We start from the raw sequence: 12,106 nt of genomic DNA on the forward strand, positions 1-12,106 counted from the left end.
AGCTGCGTCCGCGGCTGGGGCTGGCGGCGGTGCGGGAGAACCGTCGCCTAATCGCGGCCCCAGCGCGGGCAAGGCGCGCTCGCATGGTGGGCTACTCCTTCCTGGTCTCGTCGGGGTCGTCGGTGGGCATGGGGATGCCGAGGATGTGGGCGGCGGCGTGGCCGTCGAGGTACTTGTCGCCGAGGGTGAGCAGGCGTGCGGCGCGCAGGAACGTTTCTTTGTCGGCGCGGGTTTTGAAGCACAGCGCCACCCAGTACTCGCTGTCGGTCGCGAGTCGGAAGCGTTCGTCCTCGCGGGCGGTGCGTTCGCGAAAGCCCTGGGCCAACGCGTCCAGCTCGGCGGCGGCATCGCCTTCCAAGTCGCCGGTGTAGGCGACGTTCTCCAGCGGGTCGGGCTCGGGGGGCGCGTTGAGCTGGGCGAGCAGGTCGTCCTGACTCAGCGGGGCGCCGATCGAGGCTTGGGCCTGGAGTTGGGCGAGCAGGTCCGTGTTGGGGTCCTGGTCATCGGGTGAGGTCACGGCGGAAGATCTCCAGGTCGGCGAGCGGGAACCACTCCAGAATCCGGGCGTAGTCCTCGGGCGCGTGGTCCTTGATCGGCTTGAGGAACCGGTAGTCGAGGCCGTCGAAGCTGCGGCCGAACCAGTCGTACTCCGGCGGCAAAGGACACGAGTGGCGGGCGAGGGCGGCGCGGACGTCGGCGATGCGCCAGTCCCATACCGGGGACACCTTGCGCAGGTGCTCGCGCACGGGGCCGTGGGTGACCATCGCCATCCGCCGGTTCGGGGAGTCTGCGGCCCGCACCCCGTCGGCGTTCCACGCTCTCGGTAGGTCGAGGTCGTTGCGGAGCAGGTCGGCGAGTTCTTCGTAGGTGGGTTCGGGGAACTGGGCGGCCTCGATGATCGCGCAGCGTTCCGGTGGCTGGAACAGGAAGCTGTTGAGCCACCGATACAGGCTCGGGTGGGGCAGGTTCACGATCCGGGTGCCGAAGAAGTCCTCGTAGAACTTGAGCGAGTCCTCCACGAACTGCAAGCCCGGTACGAGGTAGAGGTGGTAGGGGACGACGGTGATCCCGGCCTCGCGCATCGCCAGCCACGCGGCCAACGAGTCCTTGCCTCGGGAGAAGCCGAGCAAAACCCGTTTCCCCTCGGCCGCCAACTCCTCGCGGAGCCGTTGAGACGGGGTGATGCCGTTAATGGTGATGGGCAGGCGTGCCTCCTTCGTGGGTGGACACCCGCGCACCGCTTGGTGCCCGGGTCACCGGGCCAGGTCCGGGGTGCGGTCGGGGGTGGTGCGGTGGATGAGCCGTCCGATGCCGGTGTGGGACAGGCTGGTGTGCTCGGCGATCCGCCGGTGCGAGGCGCCGAGTGCTTTCGCTTGCCGGATCAGGGATTCCCGCTCGTCGCGCCAGGCGTGGTACTGCTCGTCGGCCTGCTCCAGCGCGGCCAGCACCGCGGCCAGGTCGGTATCCCTGGCGGTGATCGGATCGGTCACCGGCGCCCCCGGCGGACACGTGGGTTCGGCCGTGTCGGAAACCTGACCGGCCATACCCGGGCCTCAGTGGCTTGTGCCCTTCCGGCCGGGTCAGGGGTGTCCCCCCTGGGGGCCGCGTGCCGGTGGCCGTGAGTGACCGCCGGGGCGTGGCCGGTGAGTGCGGCGGGCGGCAGCTCCGGCACGGAACAGGGTGGTGGGCGGGTGCGGGGGTCACGGTGAGTGCCAGCCTCCCCGGGTCCTGGGGTCGGTGGCGGTCACCCGGGCATGGCACGGGCCACACAACCCCCGCCCACGCGCGGGGTCGTCGGGGTCCAGTCCTGCGGCCACCAGTTCACGGCGGGTCAGCGGCCAGTGATCGGCCACGGTGGCAGCCTCACCACACGGGTGGCCCCGGTGACCGGGGCAGGCGGTGAGGTCACAGCGGCAGATGGGGTCACGGGCCAGCACGGCGGGGCGGAACCGGGAGCGGTGCGGGCCGGAGTAGCCCCGGTCGGCGGAGGTTCCGCCGGAGCGGCGGGCACGCGTGCGGCAGGCAGGGCAGCGGCCCCCGGTGGGGGTGGTGTTGGGGCAGCCAGGCCGGGAGCAGGGGCGCGGCGCGCGGACGGGCATCCACATCCCCAGGGCTCGGCAGTCCGGGTGTCCGGGGCGGGCATGGGTGCGGCCCCCACACCGGGTGATGTGGGGGCCGGAAGGCGGACGGAGGGTCAGCGGGTCCACTGGGCGGGCGGGTGCTCCTGGCGGGTCATCCACTCATCCAGGGCGGTCACCAGTTCCCGGAGTTGGTCGAAGTCGTCGAAATCGGCATCCGGGTTGTCCCGGCACAGCTCACGGATCGAGACAAGGGCCTGTGTCGGGTCCATCTCAGGCCACCTGAAAGAGCTTGAACGCCTGGTGCTTGACCTGGTTTCCCTTGCCCAGCAAGGCGCGTTGTGCACGGGCGGCGGCCGCGTCCTCACCGGGCACCGGTGCCCGGTGGTCGACGTACTCGATCACGGTCTGGAACCCGGACCAGTGGCTTCCCTTGGTCCGCTTGCCACCGATGTTGGCGTTCGTCTCGCCCTTGAATAGAGCCATCAACTCGGAGGTGAGTGCGTCGTCACGTTCCTTCACGTCGCTGCGCGCGTCGTCGTCCGGTGCGGGCCAGATTTCCCGGCACACGGCCTCGAAGTCCTTGATCGCCAAATCCGCCTTGATCATCTTCTCGGCCTCCTCGGCGAAGGCGTCGGCGTAGTCGAAGGTGATCTTGAGGGCTTCCCGGGCGGCGGCCATCTTGGCCGGGGCGGCCGGGGAGTGGCGGAAGGACCAGCGGGAGACGTGGTTGCCCAGGGCAGCGGCTTGGGTGTTGGCACACACCACCCGGACCGGGGTGATCAGGAACTCCGACGCCCGCCCCGGCTGAAAGTAGTTGAACCCGGCCAGGTTCAGCTCGACCCGATCCACGCCGCCCACGAGGATGCCCTTCGGCAGGCGGGCGGTGATGAACACGTCCCTGCCGCCTCGCAGCGCACCGGCGGTGTCCACGATGGCCCCGGACTGGTCCAGGATGGCGGACAGGGTCTCGCCCATCACCTCGTTCGGGATCGGGGTGTAGTCCCGCCCCGCCACCGAGAGGACTTCCCGCTTGCCGGTGAACGGGCTGACCCGGCTCACGGCCTGGTAGTCGTCCACCCCGACCAGCTCCACGCAGTCGTCCTCCTCCACCAGGCGGCTGTCGTCCTCGCCTTCGTGGTCGCCGATCTCGCAGGTGTCGGTGTGCTTGTCCCCCAGCGCGGCGGAGCATTCCGGGCACTCGGTGCCGGTGAGCGGAACGGTCACCGGGTCCAGCCGGACAGCCCAGTTGTCCAGGGAGGCCAACTTGAGGGCATCGGCAACGGTCATCGGCCCGGGGACCACGGTCCCCAACCGGTGCCAGGCGGGGGTGTTGGCGGAGATAAAGGCGGCGGTGCCATCCTCACCAATGTCAATCATGTGAGCCATGAGAAGCCCTTTCAGGCGGTGATGTGAACCCCTGCCGGATCGGCGGGGCGGTTCTTTCGGCACCTCAAGGATACCGGGTACACCACCTGTGTCCAGCATTCCGGGCCACTCACCAGTGCATTTACTCGAACGGCCTAGCGTCGATTTCGCGTATTTGCCTGGCCTGCATGAATGGGGGGCGAGAGACAAGCAAAGGGGCTCGGCGGTGTTCCACCGAGCCCCTTCGTGCCTCATGGCTCAATTTGCCGAAAGAACCTGAAAGGCGTGGTCCATCCTGCCGGACGGCCATGGCCTTGTCGACCGGCCGCGCCCGGATGGCCGCGTGTTCACCGCCAGTGCGTGGGGCTGTAGGGCAGCGGGAACCGGGCCGCGCGTTCGGTGGCGTCGGTGAGCACGTAGGCGGGCAGGGTCTCTTGGAAGCGGTGCAGGGCGTGGTAGACCCGGTGCCAGCCGTCGATGACCACCGAACCAGGTGGCCCGTCTGGTGTCGGCGGAAGCGGGGCGATGATGATCGGCTCGTCCAGGTCGGTGGTCATCGCGTGGTCGTGGTCGATTGCGATGCACACCACCGGGATTCCCTGTCCGGTGGGGATGGCCGGGGGCATGAAGGCACCGAGTCCGCCGATGCCGACCTGCGCGTGCAGGGCGGCGGCATCCGGATCGGCGGCGACCAGCTCCCGGGTGTGGGTCTTGCACCAGCGCAGGGTGAACCAGCGGAAGGTCCGGCAACCGATGTGTGTTGCCGGGTGCTCGTGTCCGGGGCCTGTGCGGGGATGACCGTCCGGGTCAATGAGAGGGATCGGGTGGCCGGTCATCGGTCACCGCCGGTGTGTCGTGGGTTGGTGGTCAGGTCGCGGTAGCGGTCGGAGTCCAGCGCCACGATCTGCGGGCCGTGGACGGCTTCCTCACCGGTGAACGCGGCGGCGTGTTCGGCGCACCAGGGCTCGCCGTACTCGCTGTCGAAGACGTCACCGGGGCGGGTGCAGGGGAGGTCGGTGCAAGTGACGCACGAGGCGCACAGTCCCACGCCCACCTGTTCCGGCGGGCCGGTGTGCACGAGCACGGCCACCGCTGCCACGGCGGAGTCGTCGTGGTTGTGGCACAACACTTCGGTGGTCATGACGCTCCCTCGTCGGAGTCGATCGGTTTGGCCGCGCCGGTGATGTTGTCGCGCAGCAGGCGGTAGATCTTGCCCATCCCGATGAGCACTTCGTCGGGTACGGATTCGCCGGTGCGGCGCTTGCGCGCTGCCATCGCACGGCTGAGCAGTATGTTCCAGCGGTTGGACTCCACCAGCAGCGCGCAGACCGAGCAGGCCGCCCAGTCGGCCATGCTCGTGTAGGTGTGGTCCGCGTCCTTCTCCGGAAGGGTCATGACGGCGAAGTCGCGGACCGGGATGACGAACTCCGGTCGCCCCTCGGCGCAGAAGTCGCACTGGCCCCGCCATCCCGGCGGTGCGGGCACCGGCACCGGATCGTGGTCGGTCGGTCCGTTCGCGCGGGTGTGGCGGTAGGACGCACCGTCGTTGTCCGCGTAGTGCTCCAAGGCGTGCTCGCACACCTGGCAGATGACGATCTCAGGCGTGGTCACACCGTTCCCCTTCGTTGACGCGGATGACGCCCTCGGGCCAGCGGGCGTCGGTGAGCACCGACTGCATCCGGGGCAGCAGCCAGACCTGGCTGGGGTTGTGCTTGTCGTAGGGCGACATGGCGTGCACGGCGTGCCAGGCGGCGTCGTAGACGGCCTTGGCCGCCACCGTCATCCGCCTTGGTTCGACGAACGTTTCCGCCTCCAGGACCGGAGTTCCGGGGCCAACGAGGAACTCGTCGGCCAGCCCGCCGATGGCCACGACCAACCGGCCGTCCTCGAACACCAGGACTCGCAGGGTCACGTCGGCGGGCAGGGTGCCTTGCTGCCGCTCCAACTCCAGCACGAAGTGAACCCAGGCGGCCACGGACAACGCCCGGCGCGCGGCGAGACCGAGGGCGCTCATCGCCACCACCCCACCAGGTGGCGGACGAGCACCCAGCAACCGCGGGCGAGGTGACCCCAGTAGAAGCGGCGGACCCGCACGTATCCTGGCCGGAACCGGTGGGGCTCGCCCGGCGCCAGGACCAGGACCTCGACGGCGCCGAACCGGTGAATGCCGTGGTGGACCGCGTCGTGCTGCCCGACGTCGTGGCGCACTTGGTGAGCGAGAATGTCGAGGAAGTTGGGGTCGTCGTCCTCGCGCACCGTGGCCCCGTGGACCTGGATGTCGACCAGCCACGGCGCCCACATGCGGTGCCGGTAGACGGTGGCCGAGAACTCCACGTCCACGAACCGCTCCGGCAGCTCGTGCGCGACCAGGTAGCGGACCAGGTCGGGAACGGAGTGCAGGTGGGCGCTGTCTTTCACTCGTTGTCCGGCCTTGTCCCAGGTGGCCAACTGATGTCGGCCCACCAGGGGCGGACCCCATCGGATCAGTCTCGGAAACACGGATAGACCCCTTCACAAGGTCAACAGGAATCCCCAACGGCCACACCGGGCCATTTTCTCGGGGCTTACCCATTCATCCTGCGGCGGCATTCGGGAATCTCTCAAGGGCAATTATTGATAGAAGCATCACCGGTACGGATTCGAGAAATCGAACCATGCCCGGAAATGGCATTCCATGTCGGAGAAGGAAATGTCGCGCGCGGACTGGCGGGGGTGGTGCGGGCGGCGGCCGGGGCGACCACACCGGCGACGGGGTGGGGATCACCGGGGTCACGGCGCAGGACCGCCACCCGCACCGGAAAGGCTGCCGCCGCGCAGGGATGGGTGGATTGCGCGGCGGCAGCCGAAGGGGGGATTCTCGGCGTGCGGTGGGCATGGCTCCGCCGAGCCCGACCAGTATGGCATGGAATCGATCAGGTGATCAACCGATGACCGGATCTTTTTGCCGGTCATTCGCAGTCCAGGGCGAGCACGGTCGTGCACTGCTGGCCGAGGAGTTGTCCCAGGCGTTCCCAGGTGTCCAGTGGCCAGCGGGTCTCGCAGGCCGCGCAGGCGGCTTCCGCGTGGTCGGTGTCGATCCACAGCGCGGGTTGGCGCACCCAGTCGGCTTCGGTGTCCGACCAGACCAGCACGGTGTTTTCGCGGCAGGTCGGGCAGGTGTGGCCGCGCAGTCGGTACCGGGGTGGTGGTTCCACCACGGCGCGGGCGGCGGTGACCCATCGCTGTGCCTGGTCGGCGGTGTGGGCCAGGCAGTCCGGGTCTTCCAGTTGCCAGTGTTCGGCATGGGAGGCCCAGAGTCGGACCTGTTTGGACAGTGCGTACCGGGGACCGGGGTCGAACAGGTGGTGACCGTGCGCGGCGAGTTGGCGGCGCATCTCGGTGCCGATCTCGGCGACGACCGCCACGGCGTTGAGGCTGGCCGGTGGGCGCGAGCCGGTCCCGGTGGCCCCGGTGCGCTCCCCGCCCGGTTCAGTGGCCTGCACGAGCTGGTCGAGCAGGCACGGGATGAGCGCGCGTTCGGTGAAGCCGTCGTCGCGGGTGATGGTGGCAACGCCGGGGGCGCAGAGCTGGTCGACGGCGGCGTCGAACGCCAGGCGGGCCTGGACGGGGTCGACGCGCTCCGCCTGGTCGTCGTCGAGGTCGTGGTGGTGGCGGTCGCGGTTCATGGTGTCGTCCCGGTGGTGGTGCGGGCGGCGTCGAGGCGGGAGGGGTGCAGGCCGGTGAGTCGGTCGCGGCGTTCGCGGCGGCCGAGCCGGTCGCGGCTCAGTGGCCCGCACGCCTGCCCGGAGTTGGCTTTGCAGAACGGGCACCGCACGCCGATCGCGGCGTCGCGGTCCGGGGTCCGTGCCCAGCCCATGGCGGCATAGACGGCGTCGATCCCACGGTCGCGGGCGGCGACGGCGCGTTCGCGGGTGATCCCGGATCGGCGTTGCGCGGGCACAGCGGCCCGTCCGGCGGGGTGGGCGCGGGCGATGCGGATGCGGTCGATCACGTCCGCCGGGGCGATCCGGCCGTGGTGCTGCGTTTGGAGCACGGTGAGCGCGGCGTGGCACTCCCCGGCGGAGTGACCGCGCAACTCGTTCAGCCACGTGTCGACTGCGGCGTCGGTGGGCGGGGCGTGGCCGGTGACCCGGTAGTGGGTCAGCAGAGCGCGCACTTCCGAGCGGGTCAGCGGGGGCTGGGTCTCGGCGCTCATGCGGGCACCCGCCCCGACTCGGCTTCGGCGAGGGTGGTGGCGTCGAGGGCCTGGGCGACGATGGCGTGCAGGGTCTCGGGGTCGGCGTGGGCGGCAGCTCCCGGACCGCGAGGCCGATCGGGGAGCGGTCGTCGTCGGCGATGGCGTCGGTGCGCATCCGCTCGATCGCCTCCGCCGCCGCAACTGCTTGGGCGCGCAGGGCAGGTGCCGCGGCCAGCAAGGCGGCGCGTTGGTGCTCGCCCACCAGCTCGGGCAACCACGAGACCGGCAGGCGTTTGGCGGACCAGGTGCGCAGTCCGGCGGCGATCACCGCGGCCTCCACGTCCTCGCGCAGCAGCTCGATGACCTCGGTACGGAGCCGGTCACGGACGCGGTGGGGTTGCTCGGGGGTGTGCACCGCGACCAGCCGTTCGGCCTCGGCGCGGCGGCGTTGCCGCTTCGAGCCCGGCTCGGCCACCGGCTGATCGTCGGGGGTCTCGTGTGCGCGCGTATCGCGCGCCTCGCGCGTGGGGTCCCCCCTTTCGTGATCTACCAACGCAAGAGGAACTACTCCACCCCGCTCCCTACTCCCTTCTCCCCTGGGTCGCGCCGAAGGGATCGGCGATGGGATCGGGGACGGGTTCGTCGAGTCGTCTTGGGCCGGTTCGTGGCCGAGCGGCGCGGTCGAGTCGGTGGTGGGCTTGTCGGCGCGGCGGGGGCGTTGGGCCATCGCGGCCGTCACCGACGGGGGCAACGCGCGTGCCCCGGCCTCCAGCTCCCGGGCGGCGACCAGCGGCGCCGGACCGGTGATCTCGACCGGCAGCCGCCGCAGCTCCCGGGCCAGTGAGGCGCGCAGGATGGGCGAGACGATCTCGAACGCGGTCCGCAGTGCCGCGCGCAGCGTGTTCGGTTGGCGCCACAGCTCGTCACGGCGGACGAAGCTGCGCACCAGCAGTTCCTCGGTGTCGTGGTCGATCACCACGAACCGGGCCGCGTCCAACTCCGCCAGCGCCGCGCGCACACCGTCGAGCCCGAGATCATGGTGGGAGTTCGCCCAGCGGCGCACGGCGACATCGAGCATCCCGGCATAGGTCAACCGACGCTGCGAGAACAGAAACAAGTACAAGAGCTTGGCCGGAGTGGACAGTGCCAAGAAGTCTTCGTCTTCCCAGATGTCCAGGTACAGGCGTGCGTGATCACGCGCCATGATGATGAACTCCCCCAACAGGTTCAGGTCAACTCGCGCGGCGTGCGCGCAAGTGCAGCCGCGCCCGGATACGGGCCGCGGTGTAAGTGGACAATCGCAACGCAGCGGCGGTCTCGGCATCGGTCCGGCCACGGGCGTGCAGGATCGCCACGGCCACCTCACGCGCGGCCGTGCCCAACTCCTCACCCAGCAGCTTTCCCGCTATCGCCCGCCGTGCCGCTTCCGCGTCGGCGTGGCTGTAGCGGCTCACGACACCGCGACCCCCACCACGGATGCCGGATCGCGTCGGCGGACCGGGGCCAGGTTCAGCGCGTAGACGGGCTGGAGCTTGTTCCCGTTGCCGCCCTTGACATCGGTGGAGCGGGCGTAGCGGCCGGTGGCGACCAGGACCCCGGCGGCGGTCAGACGCCGCACCGTCGCGCCCACCAACGGCGGACGCACCCAGTACGGCAACCGCGACCGCCAGCGGTTCGCCGTGGTCTCCCAGAACGGATCGGTCAACGCGTCGCCGATCACGACCCCCACCACCGCACGCACCTGCTCACGATTGCGCGGGTCACCGGCCAACAGCGCCGCCACATCGGAGACAGTGTCCGGGTACTCCAGCGGCAATGGCCGCAGCGTCGCCGCCAACTCCACCGCCGCGTCCACAGTGTCGACTGGCGCGGGTGGGTTCGCCCGGTCGACGGGAACCGTCCGCCGTCGACCGGGCGAGGACCGCGGGCTCATCAGCCCAGCAACACAAACGTGCGGACCTCGGCAATGTCCTCGCAGTCCCGAGCTGCCTCCGGATACCTGGCGCGCAACAGCGACAAGGAAACCGAGACGCGCATGGACCGCCTGTAGGTGATCACAGGCTGGCCACGGAGAGTGCCGACCTCGCGATCCCCTAAACGAGCCTTGAGCACCGCCTCCAACGAACCTCGCAGCAACCGGTAGTACTGCGCACGCGCCTTGACCTGGCGCAAACGTTCTACCGCAACCTCGAAGTCGTCCAACGCGACCGACCCCGAGAACGCCTCCGAACCCAAGAACGAACTGCTTGTCGACATGACACAGACCGCCTCCATACGGCCGCAACCCCTTACACCCGGACACGGCGAAGCACCACGCCGTACCACGGCACGCAGTGCCGAAGATCAGAAGGCCGGCGGTGTCACGCCCAGAAGATCTACAACGGACACACGCCGGCCTCCGACACGCGGAGACCGCCGCGTATACGGGCGGGAACCCCCAGGTTCCCCGCGTGGACCACCCTGCGCCGATCGCACCACCGTGTCAAGCAAGTGACGCACTGTGTCAAAATAACGCTCACCCGGATGGGGCAACTTGATTTCAGCCGGTGCGGTGTACGCATCGCGGTTGATCCCGGGAGCCGGATGGGCCAGTCTCTGCGTCGCGGGCCGATTGCACCACGATCGCCCAGGATCAGCCGTTGTTCCTCAAGCGGCTGACGTCACCGTCCCCGGTCGGGGACACTGATAGTGATCGAGGGATGCCGGTCCACCCCGCGGGCTTGCATGACCCTCGCCACGCGGGGCGACCGCTACCGCGTGTTACGTCGACCAGGGCAGGGCGGAGAATCCCTCACCATGAGCAGCGCCGGACCACGCAGTCACGTCGAAGCCCTGCTCCGGGGCTGCTGCGGCGAGGACGTGTCCGTCAAGCAACTCGAACGCGATCACGGTCTCAAACCCGGGGCGATCGCCAACTACCTCAAGCCCTCCCGCGACCCCAACATCCCCGCCCTGGCCATCCTGGAGCGCTTCGCCACCGTCACCGGCGCCAGCCCCAACGTCGTCCTCAACGCGTTCATCCTCGACGCAGGCCTGGGCTCCCCCGACCTCTCCGACGCCGAGCAGGAGCTCTTGGCCCGCTTCCGCAGGCTCGACAAGCTGGACCAATCCCGGCTACTGGCGATCATGGGCTCGCTGGAATCCGTCGCCAACACCCACCGTCACCACGTCTCAACGGTGGCTGACCAGGTCTAACACGCCCGGCAGAAACACGCACGACCGATCGCGAATCTGGTTACACTCGACCACACCACACCCGCGGACTCGGGAAGATCGGGGCCGGAGTCCTCGCGCGGGCACGTGCACGCGCAACCGCACGCCCACGAGGCAGCGAGGCTGAGAGGAACCGGTGACCGACCAAGAACCGCACGACGGGCCGTTAGTGGTCGTCGTCCCGCGCGACGCGCTCTCGCCGGAACTGGGCCTCGAACTCCTGACCGACGACCACGGCGCCGTGCACGCCATTCGTGTCCGCGAGGGGTTCGCGGTCAGCGTCGGCCTGGCGAACCTAATCAACGACCTCTTCGCCCGGCGTGTACAGGCGACCGGCCGCGACCGTGTTGGCGACCGGTGCGCATGAGTTGCCTCACCTGCAACGGTCAACGCGGACCGGGACAGCGGCGTCCGGTGCTGCGGGTGAATCTGCGCATCTGCCGCGTGGATGGTGCCGCCCGCCGTGGGCAGAAGTGTCTGCGTGGCTGGTCCCAGGCTCCGCTCGTAATCATCAGTAGCGGAAGGCTCTGGGGTGGTCGGTCCACCAGGCGATCAGGGACTCGTTGTCCCGGCCGTTCTTCTTCGCCAGTCGTAGGCGCTGTTCCAGGTCGGCGGTGAGTTCCTTGATGAACTGGAAGGTCTGCTCCATGGTGAGTGCGGTCTCCTCGATCGCGGTCAGTTTGTGGCGGTGTTCGGCGACCGCGTCGGGGTGGTCGCGGTAGAGGATCGCGCCGTCGAGGTCGACGCACACGGCGGCGGTCTTGTCGGCCAGGGTGACGATCCGGTAGGAGGCCGCGTTGTCGGTCAGCACGTCCGGGACCATGCGGATGGTGACGTTGTCCTTGTCCGCGGCGCGGAGCAGGCTGCGGAACTGTCCGATGGTGGTCTGCAGGTCGCGGGCGGAGCGGATGAACGCGACCTCGCCGATCAGGTGCGTGTAGGTCGGTGTCGTCTTGCGGCGCCTGCTGTAGCGGAACTCGTGTCGTCGACTCGCCCGGGTCCGCAACTCCGGCGGAAGGTCCATCGGGGAGAACGTGACCACCTCGTGCGCCTCGGCCTCCAGCACCTGCCACGCCACCCGGTCGACCGGAAGCCGCCCGTACCCGAACAGGGACCCGGCGATCCACTGGTACTGCTCGACCTGTCCCTTGAGCACCACCACCGCCGCGACGTCGTGATCGGCGGTGACTCCACACAACCCGAGCAGCCGAACCACGTCCTCGTCGGCCATCCGCTGATCCCCCCTCAACCACCGCGACAACTTGTCCGC

General features: G+C 69.4%; 19 protein-coding genes. 3 read left to right on the top strand and 16 right to left on the bottom strand.

All coding sequences use genetic code 11. From position 1 onward, the window contains the following. Positions 1 to 91: 91 nt before the first annotated feature. The 12 genes from H504_RS0122930 to H504_RS41560 form a co-directional block, all read right to left on the bottom strand. Positions 92 to 517: a hypothetical protein gene (locus H504_RS0122930; RefSeq protein WP_026424680.1), complete on the bottom strand. Its 426-nt coding sequence runs from the start codon at positions 515 to 517 to the stop codon at positions 92 to 94. Then, on the bottom strand, positions 501 to 1,238 hold the full coding sequence (locus H504_RS0122935) for an adenine nucleotide alpha hydrolase family protein (RefSeq protein ID WP_051386167.1): 738 nt from the start codon (positions 1,236 to 1,238) through the stop codon (positions 501 to 503). The genes H504_RS0122930 and H504_RS0122935 overlap by 17 nt, the downstream gene beginning before the upstream one ends. 15 nt (positions 1,239 to 1,253) lie before the next feature. Next, a complete protein-coding gene (locus H504_RS0122940) occupies positions 1,254 to 1,490 on the bottom strand; it encodes a hypothetical protein (protein WP_157440582.1) in 237 nt (78 codons plus the stop codon). Positions 1,491 to 2,194: 704 nt separating this feature from the next. Then, on the bottom strand, positions 2,195 to 2,350 hold the full coding sequence (locus tag H504_RS41550) for a hypothetical protein (RefSeq protein ID WP_157440583.1): 156 nt from the start codon (positions 2,348 to 2,350) through the stop codon (positions 2,195 to 2,197). Position 2,351: 1 nt separating this feature from the next. Continuing rightward, positions 2,352 to 3,458 carry a DUF932 domain-containing protein gene (locus H504_RS36550; RefSeq protein ID WP_051386168.1) on the bottom strand — a complete coding sequence of 369 codons (1,107 nt, stop codon included), beginning with the start codon at positions 3,456 to 3,458 and terminating at the stop codon, positions 2,352 to 2,354. A 335-nt stretch (positions 3,459 to 3,793) separates the two neighbouring features. Further along, a complete protein-coding gene (locus tag H504_RS0122955) occupies positions 3,794 to 4,282 on the bottom strand; it encodes a hypothetical protein (protein ID WP_026424683.1) in 489 nt (162 codons plus the stop codon). Then, entirely contained in the window at positions 4,279 to 4,587 is a 309-nt protein-coding gene (locus tag H504_RS0122960; protein ID WP_026424684.1) for a hypothetical protein, read from the bottom strand. Before H504_RS0122960 ends, H504_RS0122955 begins: the two co-directional genes overlap by 4 nt. Next, on the bottom strand, positions 4,584 to 5,057 hold the full coding sequence (locus H504_RS0122965; protein WP_026424685.1) for a hypothetical protein: 474 nt from the start codon (positions 5,055 to 5,057) through the stop codon (positions 4,584 to 4,586). The genes H504_RS0122960 and H504_RS0122965 overlap by 4 nt, the downstream gene beginning before the upstream one ends. Beyond that, on the bottom strand, positions 5,044 to 5,460 hold the full coding sequence (locus tag H504_RS41555; RefSeq protein ID WP_026424686.1) for a hypothetical protein: 417 nt from the start codon (positions 5,458 to 5,460) through the stop codon (positions 5,044 to 5,046). The genes H504_RS0122965 and H504_RS41555 overlap by 14 nt, the downstream gene beginning before the upstream one ends. Next, entirely contained in the window at positions 5,457 to 5,909 is a 453-nt protein-coding gene (locus H504_RS0122975; RefSeq protein ID WP_157440585.1) for a hypothetical protein, read from the bottom strand. The genes H504_RS41555 and H504_RS0122975 overlap by 4 nt, the downstream gene beginning before the upstream one ends. Positions 5,910 to 6,394: 485 nt before the next feature. Continuing rightward, on the bottom strand, positions 6,395 to 7,111 hold the full coding sequence (locus H504_RS0122980) for a DUF7341 domain-containing protein (RefSeq protein ID WP_026424688.1): 717 nt from the start codon (positions 7,109 to 7,111) through the stop codon (positions 6,395 to 6,397). Continuing rightward, positions 7,108 to 7,641 (bottom strand): zinc finger domain-containing protein, encoded by a 534-nt coding sequence (locus H504_RS41560; RefSeq protein WP_026424689.1) that lies wholly within the window; start codon positions 7,639 to 7,641, stop codon positions 7,108 to 7,110. The genes H504_RS0122980 and H504_RS41560 overlap by 4 nt, the downstream gene beginning before the upstream one ends. A gap of 680 nt (positions 7,642 to 8,321) precedes the next feature. Here H504_RS41560 and H504_RS0122995 point away from each other — a divergent pair. After that, positions 8,322 to 8,711 carry a hypothetical protein gene (locus H504_RS0122995; RefSeq protein WP_157440586.1) on the top strand — a complete coding sequence of 130 codons (390 nt, stop codon included), beginning with the start codon at positions 8,322 to 8,324 and terminating at the stop codon, positions 8,709 to 8,711. A gap of 144 nt (positions 8,712 to 8,855) precedes the next feature. Here the strand turns inward: H504_RS0122995 and H504_RS0123000 are convergent, their stop codons facing one another. From H504_RS0123000 to H504_RS36555, 3 genes are read right to left on the bottom strand one after another with little or no spacing between them, the layout of a single operon-like run. Beyond that, entirely contained in the window at positions 8,856 to 9,077 is a 222-nt protein-coding gene (locus tag H504_RS0123000) for a hypothetical protein (protein ID WP_026424692.1), read from the bottom strand. After that, positions 9,074 to 9,556, bottom strand: coding sequence for a hypothetical protein (locus H504_RS0123005; RefSeq protein ID WP_157440587.1), 483 nt, complete (start codon positions 9,554 to 9,556; stop codon positions 9,074 to 9,076). The genes H504_RS0123000 and H504_RS0123005 overlap by 4 nt, the downstream gene beginning before the upstream one ends. After that, positions 9,556 to 9,825 carry a hypothetical protein gene (locus H504_RS36555; protein WP_157440588.1) on the bottom strand — a complete coding sequence of 90 codons (270 nt, stop codon included), beginning with the start codon at positions 9,823 to 9,825 and terminating at the stop codon, positions 9,556 to 9,558. Before H504_RS36555 ends, H504_RS0123005 begins: the two co-directional genes overlap by 1 nt. Positions 9,826 to 10,419: 594 nt before the next feature. Here H504_RS36555 and H504_RS0123015 point away from each other — a divergent pair. Both H504_RS0123015 and H504_RS0123020 read left to right on the top strand, forming a co-directional pair. Further along, complete coding sequence (locus tag H504_RS0123015) at positions 10,420 to 10,818, top strand: hypothetical protein (protein ID WP_026424694.1); 399 nt, start codon at positions 10,420 to 10,422, stop codon at positions 10,816 to 10,818. A 154-nt stretch (positions 10,819 to 10,972) separates the two neighbouring features. Next, positions 10,973 to 11,203 (top strand): hypothetical protein, encoded by a 231-nt coding sequence (locus tag H504_RS0123020; RefSeq protein WP_026424695.1) that lies wholly within the window; start codon positions 10,973 to 10,975, stop codon positions 11,201 to 11,203. Between the two features lie 144 nt (positions 11,204 to 11,347). Here the strand turns inward: H504_RS0123020 and H504_RS0123025 are convergent. After that, positions 11,348 to 12,106, bottom strand: a 759-nt coding sequence (locus tag H504_RS0123025; protein WP_211239388.1) for a Scr1 family TA system antitoxin-like transcriptional regulator, incomplete at its 5' end; no start/stop codon positions are given.

It is taken from the genome of Actinokineospora inagensis DSM 44258 (genome assembly GCF_000482865.1).
In the GTDB taxonomy this organism is placed as follows: Bacteria; Actinomycetota; Actinomycetes; order Mycobacteriales; family Pseudonocardiaceae; genus Actinokineospora; species Actinokineospora inagensis.